The organism is uncultured Phascolarctobacterium sp. (genome assembly GCF_934190775.1).
Classification (GTDB): domain Bacteria; phylum Bacillota; class Negativicutes; order Acidaminococcales; family Acidaminococcaceae; genus Phascolarctobacterium_A.
The window spans coordinates 94,324-110,808 of the sequence record NZ_CAKPTG010000004.1 but is presented as its reverse complement, the minus strand read 5'-3'; the positions used below and the strand labels follow the sequence as shown (position 1 = coordinate 110,808).

Annotated in this window: 16 protein-coding genes; all 16 read right to left on the bottom strand. The window is 50.5% G+C overall.

Annotated features, from left to right (window positions below; translation table 11 throughout):
• Positions 1–5: 5 nt before the first annotated feature.
• The 16 genes from Q0G26_RS03480 to ppsA all read right to left on the bottom strand — a co-directional run bounded on the left by Q0G26_RS03480 (position 6) and on the right by ppsA (position 16,403).
• Complete coding sequence (locus Q0G26_RS03480; protein ID WP_293828621.1) at positions 6–1,229, bottom strand: nitrogenase component 1; 1,224 nt, start codon at positions 1,227–1,229, stop codon at positions 6–8.
• The gene (locus Q0G26_RS03475; RefSeq protein ID WP_293828618.1) at positions 1,226–2,737 is read right to left on the bottom strand and encodes a nitrogenase component 1; all 1,512 of its coding nucleotides are present in this window, start codon (positions 2,735–2,737) and stop codon (positions 1,226–1,228) included. Before Q0G26_RS03475 ends, Q0G26_RS03480 begins: the two co-directional genes overlap by 4 nt.
• A 10-nt stretch (positions 2,738–2,747) precedes the next feature.
• Positions 2,748–3,512, bottom strand: a complete 765-nt coding sequence (locus Q0G26_RS03470; RefSeq protein ID WP_021720260.1) for a nitrogenase iron protein NifH — start codon at positions 3,510–3,512, stop codon at positions 2,748–2,750.
• 489 nt (positions 3,513–4,001) lie between these two features.
• Positions 4,002–4,781 (bottom strand): TonB family protein, encoded by a 780-nt coding sequence (locus Q0G26_RS03465; protein WP_293828616.1) that lies wholly within the window; start codon positions 4,779–4,781, stop codon positions 4,002–4,004.
• 2 nt (positions 4,782–4,783) lie between these two features.
• Positions 4,784–5,191, bottom strand: coding sequence for a biopolymer transporter ExbD (locus Q0G26_RS03460; protein WP_293828614.1), 408 nt, complete (start codon positions 5,189–5,191; stop codon positions 4,784–4,786).
• Positions 5,188–5,808, bottom strand: coding sequence for a MotA/TolQ/ExbB proton channel family protein (locus Q0G26_RS03455; RefSeq protein ID WP_293828613.1), 621 nt, complete (start codon positions 5,806–5,808; stop codon positions 5,188–5,190). The genes Q0G26_RS03460 and Q0G26_RS03455 overlap by 4 nt, the downstream gene beginning before the upstream one ends.
• A gap of 110 nt (positions 5,809–5,918) precedes the next feature.
• On the bottom strand, positions 5,919–7,928 hold the full coding sequence (locus tag Q0G26_RS03450; protein ID WP_293828611.1) for a TonB-dependent receptor: 2,010 nt from the start codon (positions 7,926–7,928) through the stop codon (positions 5,919–5,921).
• A gap of 94 nt (positions 7,929–8,022) precedes the next feature.
• The gene (locus tag Q0G26_RS03445; protein WP_366517728.1) at positions 8,023–8,238 is read right to left on the bottom strand and encodes a hypothetical protein; all 216 of its coding nucleotides are present in this window, start codon (positions 8,236–8,238) and stop codon (positions 8,023–8,025) included.
• 38 nt (positions 8,239–8,276) lie between these two features.
• Entirely contained in the window at positions 8,277–8,885 is a 609-nt protein-coding gene (locus Q0G26_RS03440; protein ID WP_293828609.1) for a ChaN family lipoprotein, read from the bottom strand.
• Positions 8,885–9,688 carry an ABC transporter ATP-binding protein gene (locus tag Q0G26_RS03435; protein WP_293828607.1) on the bottom strand — a complete coding sequence of 268 codons (804 nt, stop codon included), beginning with the start codon at positions 9,686–9,688 and terminating at the stop codon, positions 8,885–8,887. The genes Q0G26_RS03440 and Q0G26_RS03435 overlap by 1 nt, the downstream gene beginning before the upstream one ends.
• 3 nt (positions 9,689–9,691) lie before the next feature.
• Positions 9,692–10,690 (bottom strand): iron ABC transporter permease, encoded by a 999-nt coding sequence (locus Q0G26_RS03430; protein WP_293828606.1) that lies wholly within the window; start codon positions 10,688–10,690, stop codon positions 9,692–9,694.
• Positions 10,687–11,640: an ABC transporter substrate-binding protein gene (locus Q0G26_RS03425; protein ID WP_293828604.1), complete on the bottom strand. Its 954-nt coding sequence runs from the start codon at positions 11,638–11,640 to the stop codon at positions 10,687–10,689. The genes Q0G26_RS03430 and Q0G26_RS03425 overlap by 4 nt, the downstream gene beginning before the upstream one ends.
• 133 nt (positions 11,641–11,773) lie before the next feature.
• Positions 11,774–12,301: a hypothetical protein gene (locus Q0G26_RS03420; protein WP_293828602.1), complete on the bottom strand. Its 528-nt coding sequence runs from the start codon at positions 12,299–12,301 to the stop codon at positions 11,774–11,776.
• Positions 12,298–13,413: a hypothetical protein gene (locus Q0G26_RS03415; RefSeq protein ID WP_293828600.1), complete on the bottom strand. Its 1,116-nt coding sequence runs from the start codon at positions 13,411–13,413 to the stop codon at positions 12,298–12,300. Before Q0G26_RS03415 ends, Q0G26_RS03420 begins: the two co-directional genes overlap by 4 nt.
• Positions 13,410–13,859: an A24 family peptidase gene (locus Q0G26_RS03410; RefSeq protein ID WP_293828598.1), complete on the bottom strand. Its 450-nt coding sequence runs from the start codon at positions 13,857–13,859 to the stop codon at positions 13,410–13,412. The genes Q0G26_RS03415 and Q0G26_RS03410 overlap by 4 nt, the downstream gene beginning before the upstream one ends.
• 168 nt (positions 13,860–14,027) lie before the next feature.
• Complete coding sequence (gene ppsA / locus Q0G26_RS03405) at positions 14,028–16,403, bottom strand: phosphoenolpyruvate synthase (protein WP_293828595.1); 2,376 nt, start codon at positions 16,401–16,403, stop codon at positions 14,028–14,030.
• Positions 16,404–16,485 lie beyond the last annotated feature (82 nt).

Sequence of the window (16,485 nt, the reverse complement as noted above, 5' to 3'; positions counted from 1 at the left end):
ACCGTTTATTTCTGATAATAACCCTGAATCTGCTCCAGCAGGAAATCAGCACCCTTTTCGCCCATAAACGGCAGGTGGGTTGCCACTACGCCGTTCATAAACGGTGCGCTGACGAGCACCTTCATATTGCTGTCATCCGCCTGCGAAAGTGCGACATCGTCTGCGAAAAGCAGCGTGTTGCGCAGCTCACGGATTTCCTGCAGCCATTCGCCCTCCTCGGTGTAGGCTTCTACGTCTGCCGCCGGTTCGCTGATGGCCTTCAGGCTGTGTGCGCACATTTTGTGCGTCACGGTGATGCCTGCCTGTTCCAGAAAAGCGCCAACACCCTGCACCAGGTCATAATCACCCTTGACTGCGGCCTGTCTGGGCTTGCTGCCGCCCATCATGGCAAACATGCTGAGCATGGACATGCCCATTTCCTTCATTTTGATGCGCATCAGCACCATTGGCTCAGGAGCTTTGCCAACCGCTGCGCCTACCTGCTCCAAAAAGCTTACGGTGCCGCTGTAGCCGTAGGGAACGGCGTAAACATAAGGCGTACCGAATTTTTCTTCAAGGTATTTGGCAGCAGCAAGGCCTTCGTTGCCCAGCACAATATTTACCTGTGCCTTGCCCATGGCCTGCAGCTCGTCTACGCTGGTGTCGCAGCAAAGGCAGGCGTTGCAGCGCAGTCCCAGTGCTTCATCCAACAGGTTTTTCACTTCCCAAATGTCGCTGGCCATGCGGTAGCGCCACGCAGAGGCGCCGATGATGTTATACACTCCTGCCTCCTGCGCTGCATCCTTCTTTGGCAGATTGCGTACCAGCAGCTTGTAGGTTTCGGCCAGACCGACGCTGTAATCACCGCGGAAGCCGCCCTGCTCGAAGGCCACAAGCTTAGCCTTGACCTCGTTTTGCATATAACGGCACACGCCCTTGATGTCGGTGCCGATGACGGCAGTTATGGAGGAGGCTACGACGAAGATAACCTTCGGCGCATAGTTTTTATCCAGTTCGATAATTGCATCCTCCAGACGTGTTACGTCACCAATAACAACATCATCCTCGCTCATATGCGTGGTGAACATACGGTTTTGAAAGCGCAGGCCCAGGCCTCCGTATAAGCCCATGCTATAGTGTGTGGTTCCGGCGGGGCCGTATTCCAGCACGATAGCACCCTGTACGGCCAAAAGGCTCCAGATAATTCCCATTCTGTCCGACGGTGTCGGTAAAAATCTTACTAAGCTCACAGGCCGGCCTCCTCTCTGAATTTTTTCGCATCAGCGACTGCCTTTGCTACTGCCTGCAGCATGAAGGTGTTGCATTCAAAGCCCAGCATTTTGCCTGCCTGGTCGCTGTGCAGTTGGGCGATGCCCTTACGGCGCAGGCGCTCACCGAATTCATGGCCCATGTAGAACCACGGATGCAGTACGTCGTAAACATATTGCAGCGGTGCGATATTCGCCGCCTTGCAGATGTACGGGTCGGTTTGCGCCAGAATGCTTTTGATATCCGCAAAATTAGCCTCGCTCAGCTTATTGCTCTGAATCAGCTGCGGCACCAGGCCCAGGCTGCACAGATAGCTGTTGAGCTCAAAGCAGTCATACTGCGTATTGCCGTAGATATAGGGCACACCCTTTACTTCAGGCAGCACCTTCTGCTCCATTTCCTTGCATTCCTCAAACTTAGCGCCGATCTCCGCAGGCAGCGGCAGCTCCAGATAATTAAACAGATGCTGATAGGCCTGCAGAATTTTTTCCGGTGCGGCAAAGCGGTTGAAGTAAACGTAAGGAATGCCGTACTGCTCCTGCATAGCCTGCGCCAAGGGCAGTGCGATATCATGCACAACAATGTTTACCTTTGCTGCGGGAGCACGGCGGATTTCCTCGGCAGTACAGCCGCTGGGCAGTTGCACGCCCAGCTTGACGCCTGCCGCCGCTAAAAATGCGTGCAGCTCCGTATCGGCAAAGTTGCCCATGCGCTGGCCCAGAACGTTGACGCTGCCGTCGCAGTCCTGCTTTTGCATCATTGTGGCACAAGCTGTGATGGCACGCTCCAAGCCGGGGAAGTGATCCTCGCACTTAAAGTGCTCGGTGTGCACCGCCATTACCGGAATGCTGTACTGCTTTGTCAGCTCTGCGGCAATGGCGTCGTAATCATCACCGATTACCTCAATTACGCAGGTGGTTACGAGCATCACGCATTTCGGCTGATATTCCGCTACAATTTCTTTGAACGCCTTGTGCATGCTTTCGGTGCTGCCGAAGGTTACGTCATGGCTGTCGAGTACTACGGAAACACAGCGTCCCGCAATACCGCCGTAGCGCTCGTTGATAGTGAGGCTTTTGGTGTAATAGCTGCATTCGTCCGTGCCTACAATTACCAGCAGGCAATCGTCGATACCGCCTGCCACCATCGCCGCGCCCATCAGCGGGCAGTGTGTGCCGGGGAACAGCGCTGTTGTGAGCTGGGGCACGTCCTTGATTGTCTGCACCTTGCTTAAGCGGTTAAGACGGCCTAAGATTTCGTTGCCGTCCATGCCTGCAGCCTGCGGTGGCATCCCCATTTTCTCAGCCATTTTGCGCATTTCGTCCTTCTTGTCACCCTTCATGTCTTGCATCATGCTCATCATCTTGCCCATGTCGGGCATAGCGCTCTTGTCGCCGTTTTTCTGCTTAGCCTTGATGGCTTCGATGGCGCTTTTGGGCATGCCCATTTTTTCAGCCATCTTCCACATTGCTTCTTCCTTTAAGCCCATGTATTGCCTCCTATTCTTCTTCGTCTTCGCTCATAGCCAGCACACGCTCGGCTAATTCGTTGTATACCTGTACCATCGGAGAGTCCTTGACAAATTCGCTGACGGTACCACCCTGATTTTCGGCGATTTGGATATCGCCGCTGCGCGGTACGTACTGCACAACCTCGGTGCCGATTTCTGCGGCAGCCTTGGCTACCAGCTCCTGCTCGTTCTCAATGTTTTTCGCGTTGAGGATGATGCCCTTTAAGCGTGCGTAGCCGCGACGGCCGAAGTTTTTGATGGCCTGGGCGATGTTGCTTGCTGCGTAGAGGGCCATCATTTCGCCTGAGGACACGATGAATACCTCGCGTGCGTAGCCTCCGCGAATGGGCATGGCAAAGCCGCCGCAGACTACGTCGCCTAAGACGTCGTAGATGACGATGTCAGGCTTATAGGTTTCAAAGGCTTCCAGCTCGGCCAGCTTTTCGAAGGCGGAGATGATGCCGCGGCCTGCACAGCCGATGCCGGGGGTGGGGCCGCCGGCTTCTACGCACAGAACGCCGCCGAAGCCTTCAAAGACGATGTCTTCCAGTTTCAAGGCTTCGCCTTTTGCTTTCAGTTGTTCTAATACTGTGGGGATGCGTTTGCCTTCCATGAGGTTTTTGGTGCTGTCGCTTTTGGGGTCGCAGCCTACTTGCATTACTTTGTAGCCTTTTAATGCGAGCGCTGCGGATAAATTGGAGGTGGTGGTGGATTTGCCGATGCCGCCTTTACCGTAGATTGCTATTTTTCTCATGTTTTTCTCCTTGTGGGTTTTATTATTATTATTTATGAATTGACGTGCTTCCGTTACTCTTGCGTTGCCATGATACTTTTTGCCCGGGGCGGCAAAAAGTATCCAAAAAACGCCCTTAACGGCTGCTTCGCTGGATTCCGGCGACTGGATTCGCTAAATTTTTCACGTTGCTGATTTTTGCGTGGCGTACGTCCGCAGGTTGTGTCAACGCTCCAGCGAAAAATTTCTGTGCCTGTCCATTGCGAGCGCTGTTCGCTTGACATCGTGGTTCTGGCGAGCCCGTCGTCCGTTCCAGTCTGCGCAGCGCCAAGGGTTACGTTCTAATTGTCGGAGCGAAGGATTGACTATCAAGCGCAACGAAAATTTGAGCGAAGTGTATTCTGCGCAGCGCCTAGGTTGGTGTGCTGTTTGTTTAAGCGAAGTTTAGACTAACATGCATAACGAAACTTTAAGCGAAGTGTAAGTGAAATCAGCTTATCATAAAGCCGTTTATTTATATTCAATTACAAACGGGAAGCCTTGGACGAAGTAGCAGCGCACTTTTTGGCCGACGTCGTTTTTAGCGGGGCTGAAGCGCCATTTATAGAAGGCGCTGAGGGCGTTGTTGTCCAAGGTGCTGTTGCCGCTGGAGCGCACTACTTCGGCGCTTTCTACGCGCCCATCAATGCCTACAACGCCACGCACGACAACGCGCCCTCCGATTCCCGCATCACGCAGCGCCGGCGGATAATACGGTGCCGCAGTTGAGGCTACGCGCGGAGGCACCTTGGGATTGCGTGCAATGCCGGGGCCAACGCCATCGCCGACGCCGCTGCCGTGTCCTGCACCGTGACCGCCGCCGCTTCCACTGCCGCTGCCTGCTCCCGTACCGCTACCGGTGCCGGTGCCATGTCCTGTTCCGTGACCGCCGCCGCTGCCACTACCGCTGCCTTTTTTAGCACCTGCAGGCACATGCTTTACTACATGCTTCACAACCTGCTTATGCTCTATCTTGCCGTCAGGCAAAGTAATCATTTCTTCCTCCACGACGTCTTCTACCTGCTCTTCCTCGCCTTCGCCGGCAGCATCAGCGACAGCTTCATCGCCGCCTCCGCCGCCTCCGCCTCCGGCATCAAAGAACACTACGGTATCAGCATCCGCAGCCGGCGGCTGCATGGCAACGACGCCGGAAAACGCCAGTGCGACGAACAATATAAAATGTATTATCAGTGAACCGCAAAAGCCAAAGCGCTGACGTGCCTTCGCCTGCAGCTTTTCTATCTGCTTCATCGTTACTTACCGCCATCCGTCGCCAGGCCGAAGCGTGCTACGCCTGCGCCCTTCAGCTTATCTACCAGCTTAATCACCTCGCCGTACTCCAGCGCCTTTTCCGCACGAATAACCACGGCAAAGTTTTTGTTCTTCTTCTGCTCCAGCCCTGCCTGCAGCGCCAAGGCCTCCGCATCCGTTTGGGTATCTCCCAGATAAATGCTGCCGTCGGCCTTCATCGTCACGGCAAAGGTTGTCGTGGTATCCGTCGCCGCATTTTTAGCCTGCGGCAGCTTCACCGGAATCGTTTTCAGGTCAATCATATACATCGTGCTCAGCATAAAAAAGACCAGCAGGAAGAACATAATATCGATCATCGGGATAATCATCAGCGGCGGCGTTTTCCTGTTACGCACATCTCGCAGCTTCATGATCTTGCTCTCCTTGTTTCAGCCTCCAACAGCGCGCTGAAGCACTGCTCCATATCCGTAATCATATTGTCCATACGGTGAGCGAAATAGGAATGCGCGCACAGCGAAAGAATGGCCACGCACAAGCCTGTCGCCGTCGCAATCAGTGCTTCACCGATACCGCCGGTAATCGCCATCGGCGCACCCGTTTCCACGTTGAAAATGCTGAAGGCACCGATCATGCCTACGATGGTTCCCAACAGTCCCAAAAGCGGGGACATCGTTACGATAATGCCCAGGTAATCCAGCTTATCGCGCAGCGTCGCCATAAAAATACCGGCACGGCTTTCGAGGAAGGCGCTCTTTTCGGCCTTACCGCCTGCAATTGCCGCCACATCGGCAAGCATCTGCGCGCACTGACCGCTGCCCTTGCGCGCCAGCTCCGTCGCCACAGCAAAATCACCACTGCGCACGGCAGCACAATAGCGGGAGGCAAAGACAGCGCCGCTGTCCACGCTCTTATAATATATAAACCGCTCAATGGCGATTGCTATCACAATTATAGAACAGGCGAGCAACGGCCACATAACCAGTCCGCCCTTATGAAAGTACATTATCAAATCTGTTATTGCCTGCATATTTTCCTCACAAATCTACAAATGCTGTCGTACTTTTACAGGAGGTGCATACTGCTCCCCAAAGTACAGAAAGGAGCAGTATGCTGTATATTATGGAATCAAAACTTTAATTAAAAGGTCATCTCTGCGCCGACACGCCAGGTGCGGCCGTCAATAGTATAGCTATGATTTTCATCATAGGGTAAGGTCTTGTCAAAGATATTGTCTACACCGGCATAAACATGCAGATTTTTTGTAATTTGCTTGTCTGCAACAAAGTTAAAAGTGTTAAAGGTATAAGTATTAACATTGCGGGAAACCTTGTACAGATAATCTACATACCACTTAGACCACAAAGTTGCGGTAAACGGCAATTCTGCATTATCAGTATAACTTAATTGGACAACGCCGTTTTGTCTTGCTCTGTTATTCAGACGAGCATTAGTGGTTTTATCCTTGGCATCCAAATAGTTATAAGTAGCCTTCACATTCCAGTTATCATTGAAATTGTAACCAACCTCTGCTTCTGCACCACTGATTTCCGCTTCGCCTACATTGTAGTATTTGCTCTTGATAACCATGCCGACACCGGGAACATAGCCTTGATAGAACATATCGGAATCAATAAGATTATCAATTTCATTATGATAATAACCCAATTTGCCGGACCATTTACCTTGCTCTGCTTCCAAACCGATGTCGAAATTAGTTGCTTTCTCAGGTTTTAAATCAGGATTGCCTAATACCTGAACATTCATCATTCCCATGCGTTTATCCATGGTAGAATACAGTTCATATACTGTCGGTGCGCGGAAGCTCTTGCCATAGTTAACCTTAACGCGGCTATTATCGCTAAAGCTATATGTAGTGCCGATTTTAGGAGATGTATGACTACCGAAGGCATTGTGGTGATCAAAACGCACAGCAGGAATAAGCAGCCATTTATCAGTAATTTTCCATTCATCCTGCAGATAAGCAGCGTAAGTATCTACATCCTTTTCAGAACCTGCTTTAGTGATACCGGCAAAGGTTTCGCTGTATTTGTTATCACCGCCACCGCCGAAACGTGTACCACGCATATTGGTCGTAGTCCATTCAGCGCCATAAGTCATAGTGTTTTTATCATTCAGCTTCATGCTGTTTTTGCCTTCAAACACCAAAGTATCATACGAGGTATGGTCAAAATCGGTAATAGCATTATTTTCATTTGTTACATTGCTTTTCTTCAATGTATTGTAATACATACGCAGATTATAATCGTTTTTATTATCCTTGCCATAATAGGTCAAAGCATAATCGGAACGGTTGTTGTCATAATTATAAACACCTTTGTCAGTGCCTTCACTGCTATTACTGGTGAATTGTTCACGCATAAAATTCAAATCTAAAGCAAGACCACGGTTAGCATCAAAGGCATAATCAAAGCCAAGATTTAAGAAACGGCGAGGTCCATACATATTGGAGCTGTTGGTATCGTAGCCTTTGGTTTTATTGTAATAGCCGCTAACCTCTTTACGGACATCTTCAATACCGCCGCTGGCTTTTACACTTACTTTGCCTTGACGACCGGAAGAATAATAGAAGTTTGTACCCATTTCTTTAGTACCGGTATGAGCACCGATGCTTGCGTGTTCTTTGTTTGCTTTCTTAGTAATGATGTTTATTACGCCACCCATAGCATCGCTGCCATACAAAGCAGAACCATTGCCACGAATAACTTCAATGCGTTCTACATCTGCAAGATTGATACGGCTCAGCTCATAGGCATTCATTGTAGAACCGGTGTTTTCGGCAGCCATACGACGACCGTCAACCAAAATCAACGTGTGCTTGCTTTCCATACCGCGAACCATAACCACATTGCCGGTCATGCCAACCTCTTGTACATCAATGTTGGTTGCAAAACGCAAGGCATCGCGCACGTTATAAGCAGCAGTATTTTTGATATCCTCTTGGGTAATAACCTCAACGCTTTGCGGAACCTCTTTTTTCTCCAGCTGTGTCTTCGTCGCAGTCACAACGTAATCTGCACCGCTGTATTCATCATAATTATCTGCCTCAGCAGCAAATGCCATATGGCCGACTGCGCTGACAACGCAGGCAGTGAGCAAGGCTATCTTCTTTTTGTTTAAATTTCTCATAATGCACCTCTTTTTTCTACTTGTTTTTTATGGTATATTTCACACCCACGAAGTCAGCAAACGCTAACCCACGGGTAAAAAATATCGGAAGAAATTATTTTCTGTCGAACCATACGACAAAATCACCGGCAGGCTGTGCGCCCTTTTGCTTGCGCTCCAAGGGTGTAATAACAGCCACCTTTAAATTTGGACGCAAAGCTTCCAGCTTTTGCGCTGTTCCCAGATGAGCGTCGGAATGGAAGCAGCCGTTGATATGCAAAATCTGCATATTCTGATGTGCGTCGGCAAACGCAGCAATGCTCTCGGCCATTTTGTCATCCTTCAGGCATTGCGCCGCATAAACTGCTGCTAAACGCGCTGCGGCGGCATCTTCATCGGAGCTGCCGGGGAGCTCATCTGCGCATAGAATTTATCCTTATACGCGCCCTCGGGAGCATAGGTATGCTTGGGCAGCCATTTTTCGTACTGCGCGTCAATACCAGCTGTTGTACCATTATTTTTCGCTACGTGCGCCGCCAGAAAGCGGGGTACATTAGCGGCAATAACGGGCATTTTCTTTTCTTTGGCAAAATTTACCAGCGGAGCATAATCCGTGCGGTAGTTAGGCCAGGGGCGGCTTGTAGCGAGAAAATCTTCTTCGCTCAAAGTATCTGCCAAAAAGTTATTTAACTTACTTTGGTTATCTACCTCAAACATTTCCATGGATAAGGCCAGTTTCGCGCCTTTTGCCTTATACATTGCCTTCAAAAGCTCTAATTCATATTGGTGTATTTCACTTTGGTCATGAAATTCGCCGAAGAAAACAACATCATACTTTTGCAGCTTGCTTGCCAGCTGCGCTGCTGTTAAATTTTTACCGCTCTGCGCATCGCTGAACTGTGCCGCACCTGCGGCACCTGCGCCCAGGCACAGCATTGCCATGCTAAGAGCGATTGTTTTCATGAATTTATTCATCATTAATCATGCTCCTCTACACTATACGGAAAGCACACGGGGTACTGCGTCCCGTTGGCCTCGACACGCATAATCACAGCCTTCACATCGTAAAGCTCTTCAATCACAGACTGCGTGAACACCTCGTCCGTAGGCCCGTCTGCCATGATTGTGCCCTTTTTCAGCGCAATCAGGCGCTCACTGTAGCGCGCCGCATGATTCAGATCGTGCAGCACCATGATAACCGTCAGGCCCATTTCGTTATGCAATCGCACAACCAGCTCCATCAGCTCCAGCTGATGATGCACATCAAGATAGGTAGTAGGCTCATCGAGCAACAGAATCTTCGGCTTCTGCGCCAGCGCCATGGCTAACCACGCGCGTTGACGTTCACCACCGCTCAGGGTATGCACCAGGCGCGTACGCAACGGTCCCAGCTCAGTAAAATCCAGCGCCTCTTCAATCGCCAGGCGGTCCTCCTGATTAAGTCCGTCAAAGAACTTGCGGTACGGCAGGCGTCCGTAGCACACCAGCTCCTCCACCGTCGTGCCGCCGGGAGCGTTCGCACTCTGCGCCATCACTGCCAGCGTGCGCGCCACCTCTTCGGTAGACATTTTATTGATGTCCTTGCTGTCCAGATAAACCGCACCGCTCGCAGGCTCCAGCAGGCGGCAGAGCGCCTTCAGCAGCGTTGATTTGCCGCTGCCGTTCGGCCCGATAATCGTCACAATCTCCGGCCGGGAAATATCCAGCGTCAGGTCCCTGATTATCGTGTGCTCGCCGTAGCGCAGGGTGATTTTTTGTGTATGTAATGTCGGGATATTCATAGCTTAACGCATCCTCCGTTTCAGCAGATACAAGAAGAACGGACCGCCGATGAAGGACATGAAGATGCCCACGGGGATTTCCAGCGGACTGAAAAGCGTTCTTGCCGCCGTATCAGCCAGTGTTACCACCGCACCGCCGGCAATCGCCGCACAGGGCAGCAGGTATTCGTGGTCGCTGCCGATTAACAGGCGCATGATGTGCGGCACGATGAGGCCCACAAAGCCCAGCATGCCTGCCACGCTGACGGAAACTGCCGCCAGCAGCGCGGAAAGAAAGATTAAAATTGTGCGCATGCGCATCACGCGAACGCCCAAACTCTTTGCCAGTTCATCGCCCAGCTGCAGTGCGTTCAGCGAGCGGGCGCAGAGGATGGTGCCGATAATACCGATTGCGCTATAAGGCAAAAGCATTTCCACATGCCCCCAGCTGCGTCCCTGAAAGCCGCCGGCCATCCACATAACCGTGCCCTGGATTCTGTCGCTGTAAAACACGTTCAGCGCCGCCATACCGCCGCCGAAGAAGGTGGCAACCGCCACGCCTGCCAGAATCATCCGCAAGGGGTTGATGCCCTTTTCCCACGCCAGGAAAAAGACGATGCCTGTGGAAAGCACTGCACCTACAAAGGCTGCTACAGGCACCATAGCAGATTGTTCCGGAAAAAGCAGCATTATAACCATAGCAAAAAGACCTGCGCCCGCGCTCACGCCGATAATGCCCGGGTCTGCCAGCGGATTATGCAGCACGCCCTGCAGGTTGCAGCCTGCCAGCGCCAGATTGGCACCCACCAGCACTGTAACAATCGTGCGGGGCAGGCGGATGAGGTTCACAATGCGGTCTGTATCAGCATCGGCCTCGCCCAGCAGCGCCGCCCATGTTTCGCCCACGGAAAGGCTCACCGTACCGCTGCCGATGCTCACGAAAATGCCTGCAACGAGCAGGATACATAAGCCGAAGAACACTGCTATGCGCAATTTTTCTTTTGTCTTTGCATCATTACTCATTTTTTACCTTCTCCATACATATATTCCTTCATAATCTTCATCGCATCAATCGTGTGCGTGCCGGGGTTAACGGTAAAAAGGCTCGGCGGCAGCTGGTACACGCGGTTATTCTTCACGGCGTTTACGTCATGCCAAATGGCGTTGTCACGCATATTGGCGCGCAGCTTTTCTAAAATCTCCTTGCTGCCACCCATGGTAATGAGCATTACCACATCAGGATTTTCCTTGGCTACGAATTCCATGCTCAGCGGAATGTAGCTGCTGTCCTTCACGTTTTCGGCCTTGTCCGCAATGTTCACAGCACCAAGACGCTCTGCCAGGTCACCACCGAAGCTCTTTTTGGTGGACATGTTGAAGCTGTCCGGCGAGCCGAAGATGATCAGCACCTTCGTTCCCTTGCCCTTCTGCACGTCCTGTGTCAGCGCGGCATATTCCTTTTCTATCTGCGCGCGCTTGGCGGCAGCTTCCTTTTCTCTGCCGGCAAAGCGGCCGAAGTCGTCTATGCTTTTCAGCACGTCCTCATAAGAGTTTATCATGTTCAGGTAAAGCGGTACGCCGGCCATTTCCAAGGGCTTGCGTAGCATTACGTGGAAGGGTACGTTGGTACCTACGACCATATCAGGCTTCAGGCTCATGATTTTTTCCAGATTCGGCGCGTGGATCATGCCTACTTCGGGGATGTCCTTAATGCTTTCCTTGACGTCATCGGGATATGAATTGCTGGTAGGTCTGCCGACGGCCTTGCCACCGATGGAGGTGAAGATTTCCAGGTTGGAGGCGTTGAGGAAAACGATACGCTTCGGCTTAGCAGGGATGTGTACCGTCGCGCCGGTGCTGTCGGTTACAGTTACGGCAGCGTTGGCTGCCAGCTTGTGTTGGCCTCTTGCCAGAAGGAAATAGCCTGCCAGGGCTATGATTACAACAAATACGAGTAAGATATATTTTTTCATACGCAACTCCCTTTTACGTTATTAGCTAGCGCTATCTATTAGATTAAATTAGCCTAGTCTAACTTTACTATGACATTATCTTACAACGAGATGAATTTGTCAAGTTAAAATTAGCGTAGGCTAATTGATTGGATTAGTTTGCGACATGAAATTCTAGAGAAAGTTCCATTTTCAGCACTTCTTTTTCCTGCATGTCACTATGTAAGCGTAGCTCCTTTACCTTGCAGCCATCGCGTTCCACTTGTCGCAGCCAACGCAGCAATGAATAAAACTCACCAACAGCACTAACATTTAATGTCTGCATTTGTAAGCCATTCTGCAAGACAACAGGCTTCCCTTCTATCTGAAGCTTGCTCAGCTGAAGCCCCTGAGCCTGCGCCTGCTTTTGCAGTCGCTGGAGCCCGATGTTCAAGCTAAGCTGCTGCTCTACCTTCTGCTCTAAATCATTCTGCTTACCCAGCAGTCTTGTTTTATACGTTTTATAATCACTATGCTCATTAGCAAAGCGCAGCTGCCGCGTCAGCTTTGTTTGCAGCTTATCTGCCTTTGCTACCGCCAGTTGGCGTTCAGTCCACAGAGACCATGCATTAGCTAGCAAGCCAATGGCGATTAAAATTGCTACGCAGGCTAATACATTAACCGTCTTTTCTCCCAGCTTCATTTCTTCCCCTCCTTCAGCTCCAGCTTGAGCTTATAAGCAATAGGATTTCCCTGTTGCTGTGATTGCAGCAGCTCCACTCTGCTATAAAAGCCACATTTTTGCAGCTGCTCAACCAGGCTTTCCAAAGCTAATGCATCAACTGCCCTTCCCTGCAACAATAAATGCTTCTTCGTACCGCCATATTCCAAAGCAGTAAGCCAGCAACCAGGCAGCATCTGGCGGCAGATACGCTCCACTTCACCATTAGCCTCTTTAGATGCCTTAGGCGCTGCAGCCAACAGCTTTTCCAAGCGCTGACAACTGCGTTCCATAGCTTCGCTTTCCTGAATATGTTGCTCCCACACTTCATACTGCTTAAGCTTCTGTTCTACCTTCTGCAAATTATGCTGCGCCAAATAACAGCCTCCCAAGGCACTGCCATATGCTAATAGCGCTAAAGCAAATACAGCACAACTAACCTTAGGTAACCAGCGGCCAAAAGTGGCCGCTGCACTTTTCAGGCTTTTTTGCTGCTGCCTGTATACCGGCGGCAACGGCTTACCGGCAAACCAAGCTGTCGCTGCTGCGTCAAGCGTTACCTTTCCCAACCAAATGCCCTGCAGCTTCAGTAGCAAATTACTGCACATCTGCTCAAGCTCAGCTCGATACGTATCTGGCAAAGCCGTATACGTCACCTGATATTGCTTTTCATCTGCTTCACCGACAGCATTCGTTTCAAAGCTATAACTATAGCTTGTTTCCGCCCAGGAAACGCTCTGCTGCAGCTCCCACATTAAGGCAGCCTGCAGGTCACGCCGCTGCATTGAGGGCAACAGCAGCTGCTCAGAATATAGAGCTTCTGCCGCTGGCAACAGAAGCACCGCAGCCTCCTCCTCTACCTCATGCTGTAACAGTAATTCGCGTAACGCATCTGTAAGACTATGCATGTCTGCAAGGTTAGTCTCATTCAGCTGCTCCTGCCAGCTAAGCACTTCGCTTTCAAAATATGCCATTTCCCCTGTCTGCAGCGACAGCAGCAAAAGCGGCTGCCTACGACGCCAACGGCGACGACAAGCACATAATAGCGGCTCAAACAGCTCCTCAAGATTCATACTTTTTCCAAGCTTCATCATAAAATAACCCTCCAATACCATGTAACAATTTCTATTCCCCAAAAATATGCAACAACAGCCCCTGCGCACAAAAACGGTCCAAAAGGAATTGCCTGTTTTAGTCCGCCTCGTCTACGCAACAATAATAACGCACCCACGATGCCACCGCTGACAAAAGCCAGCAGCAGACATAACAGCCCCTGCTCCAGACCAAGCCAGATTCCCAGCGCCAGTGCCAACTTAACATCTCCCTCTCCCATACCGCCGCGACTGACAAAATACAAAAGCAACATAATTACTAGCATTGCTCCTGCACCATAAAGAGCTTCTAACAGCTGGTGCTCAAAAAAGGCACGCACTACACCTACTGCCGCCAAAAGCAATGTTACCTTATCATAAAGCAGCATAGACTTCATATCCGTATAGGTGTGATAAAGCAAACAAAGAATAAAAATAACAGACAGCATACTTACCTCCTTAAAATCATTTTTCCCCTCAAAACACAAATAGGACTCCCATATTGCAATTTGTACTACAATACAGGAGTCCTAAAACTCTTTACTACATATTTACTTTTTCTGCTCCCAGATAAAGCCAATGCACTTGACTACAGAGCTGAAAGTCTTGCTTAGTGATTACCAGTTCAGGTCCTCAACCTCTTGACGGCCTTTGCCGGTCAGAGCGTCCATCATGATGCGTTGCTCGATTTGAGCAGCCAGCTTCTTGGTGAACTTAACAGTATCCGGGTTAACGGACATGCTGTCGATACCGCTCTTAATGAGGAACTCGCAGAACTCAGGATATACGCTCGGAGCCTGACCGCAGATAGAAACGGTCTTGCCATCCTTATGAGCAACCTCGATCAGGTGACGGATTGCACGGCGTACAGCCAGGTTACGTTCGTCATAGATATGGGAAACAGTGTCGTTATCACGGTCACAACCCAGAACCAGCATAGTCAGGTCGTTGGAACCGATGGAATAGCCGTCAACAAACTTGTTGAACTGGTCAGCCAGGATGATGTTGGACGGAATCTCAGCCATCAGCCAAACCTTGAAGTCCTTACCACGGGACAGACCGCAGTCAGCCATAATCTTGGTAACCTTTTCGCATTCCTCTACGTTGCGGCAGAACGGAATCATAACGTTCAGGTTCTTCAGACCGAACTCTTCACGAACTTTGCGAACAGCCATGCATTCGAGCTTAAATGCTTCGATATATTTAGGATCATAGTAACGGGAAGCACCGCGCCAGCCCAGCAGAGCGGAAGGCTCGTTCGGCTCGAATTCGTCGCCGCCCTTCAGGTCGCGGTATTCGCTGGACTTGAAGTCGGAGAAGCGCATGGTTACCGGTCTCGGAGCCATAGCCTGGCAAACTTGGCGGATGCCTTCAGCCAGTTGGTCTACAACCTTTTCCGGTTGACCGATTTTGATCAGATACAGCGGATGTTCATGGATATAGGTGGTCCAGATGAACTCTTCGCGCATCAGGCCGATGCCGTCGCAAGGCAGAGTTGCATATTTTTCAGCCAGCTCAGGATCGCCCAGGTTCATATAAATCTTGGTGCCGGTCGGCGGGAAGTATTCAGCAGCAGCAACTACTTGTTGTGCCGGCTGTTCAGCCTTCGGCTCTTCGATGATGCCTTCGTATACAACACCATGAGTAGCATCGATGGTTACATCAATACCGTCGGGAATGGTGGTGGTAGCAGCTTCGCCACGGCTCTTGGTACCTACGATACAGGGAATGCCCAGCTCGCGGGATACGATAGAAGCATGGCAGGTCATTCCGCCGCTATCGGTTACGATTGCTTTTGCTTTCTTCATAGCCGGTACCCAGTCAGGAGCGGTCATTTCGGTTACGAGGATTTCGCCTTCCTTGAATTCGTCGATATGGGACGGATCCAAAATTACATGTACGCGGCCTGCTACATTACCAGGGCTGGCAGGCAAGCCTTTAACGATAACTTTGCGATCAGTAGTCACTTTCTTCTCCTCTTTCGGTGCACCATTTTCTTTGTTACGACGGCTCCATACGGTCTCAGGACGGGCTTGCAGGATGTAAACCTTGTTATCGCGCTCGTCAACGCCCCATTCCATGTCCATGTAGCAGCCATAGTGTGCTTCAATTTTCTTAGCGCATTCAGCCAATTGTTTGATTTGCTCATCAGTCAGCTTCTGCTCGTTTTGCTCATCCAGCGGTACAACAACCTCTTCGCAGTCGCCGTCAGCTTTACGGATCAGCTTAATGTCCTGCGCGTTAACGTTCTTTTCAACAATCTCGCAGGTAGCTTTATTTACAGTATAGTTATCCGGAGTTACGGTGCCTTGAACAACATATTCGCCCAGGCCCCATGCGCCTTCGATGAGGATGTTCTTGTCGTCGCCGGTAGCAACGTTAACAGTGAACATAACACCAGCAGCCTTGGAGAATACCATCATCTGTACTGCAGCGCTCAGTGCTACATCCAGATGGTCAAAGCCTTGTTTTTCACGGTAGTAAACCGCACGGTCGGTAAAGCAGGAAGCATAGCATTCCTTAACCTTAGCAACGATGGTTTCAGCACCCTTTACGTTCAGGTAGGTGTCCTGTTGGCCTGCAAAGCTTGCGTCCGGCAGATCCTCTGCGGTAGCGCTGCTGCGAACAGCAACGAACGGATCAGCCTGGCCAACCTTTTCGCCCAGCTCTTTGTAAGCTTCAGCAATCAGGTCCTGCAGATCCTGCGGCATTTCTTCGTCCATAATTGCCTGGCGGACCCTAGCGCAAACCTCGCGCAGCTGAGCGCTGTTGTCTACGTCCAGACCGGCAATTAAAGTTTTAATCTTCTCGTACAGACCGGTCTCTTCAAAGAAGTATCTGTAAGCGCAGGCAGTAGTTGCGAAGCCATACGGTACAGGTACGTCAACATGAGAAGTCAGCTCGCCCAAGGAAGAAGACTTACCACCGGCGATTGCTACGTCTTTTCTCTCCAGCTGGTCAAACCACAGCAGGAATGCTTTTTCTTTCTCCATAATAAATTGCTCCTTTTAAAATACTATACTTTTTTCTGGGGAAATCCTTAATATAGTGTATACTATATCACATTTAAAGAGC

Excerpts from the sequence above, each read along its gene's own strand:
- Q0G26_RS03445 (WP_366517728.1), bottom strand. The coding sequence starts at position 8,238 with ATGGCCGAGAGCATTGCTGCGTTTGCCGACGCACATCAGAATATGCAG.
- ppsA (WP_293828595.1), bottom strand. The coding sequence starts at position 16,403 with ATGGAGAAAGAAAAAGCATTCCTGCTGTGGTTTGACCAGCTGGAGAGA.
- Q0G26_RS03415 (WP_293828600.1), bottom strand. The coding sequence starts at position 13,413 with ATGATGAAGCTTGGAAAAAGTATGAATCTTGAGGAGCTGTTTGAGCCG.
- Q0G26_RS03455 (WP_293828613.1), bottom strand. The coding sequence starts at position 5,808 with ATGCAGGCAATAACAGATTTGATAATGTACTTTCATAAGGGCGGACTG.
- Q0G26_RS03465 (WP_293828616.1), bottom strand. The coding sequence starts at position 4,781 with ATGAAGCAGATAGAAAAGCTGCAGGCGAAGGCACGTCAGCGCTTTGGC.
- Q0G26_RS03440 (WP_293828609.1), bottom strand. The coding sequence starts at position 8,885 with ATGATGAATAAATTCATGAAAACAATCGCTCTTAGCATGGCAATGCTG.
- Q0G26_RS03475 (WP_293828618.1), bottom strand. The coding sequence starts at position 2,737 with ATGGGCTTAAAGGAAGAAGCAATGTGGAAGATGGCTGAAAAAATGGGC.
- Q0G26_RS03410 (WP_293828598.1), bottom strand. The coding sequence starts at position 13,859 with ATGCTGTCTGTTATTTTTATTCTTTGTTTGCTTTATCACACCTATACG.
- Q0G26_RS03420 (WP_293828602.1), bottom strand. The coding sequence starts at position 12,301 with ATGAAGCTGGGAGAAAAGACGGTTAATGTATTAGCCTGCGTAGCAATT.
- Q0G26_RS03425 (WP_293828604.1), bottom strand. The coding sequence starts at position 11,640 with ATGAAAAAATATATCTTACTCGTATTTGTTGTAATCATAGCCCTGGCA.
- Q0G26_RS03460 (WP_293828614.1), bottom strand. The coding sequence starts at position 5,191 with ATGAAGCTGCGAGATGTGCGTAACAGGAAAACGCCGCCGCTGATGATT.
- Q0G26_RS03435 (WP_293828607.1), bottom strand. The coding sequence starts at position 9,688 with ATGAATATCCCGACATTACATACACAAAAAATCACCCTGCGCTACGGC.
- Q0G26_RS03470 (WP_021720260.1), bottom strand. The coding sequence starts at position 3,512 with ATGAGAAAAATAGCAATCTACGGTAAAGGCGGCATCGGCAAATCCACC.
- Q0G26_RS03450 (WP_293828611.1), bottom strand. The coding sequence starts at position 7,928 with ATGAGAAATTTAAACAAAAAGAAGATAGCCTTGCTCACTGCCTGCGTT.
- Q0G26_RS03430 (WP_293828606.1), bottom strand. The coding sequence starts at position 10,690 with ATGAGTAATGATGCAAAGACAAAAGAAAAATTGCGCATAGCAGTGTTC.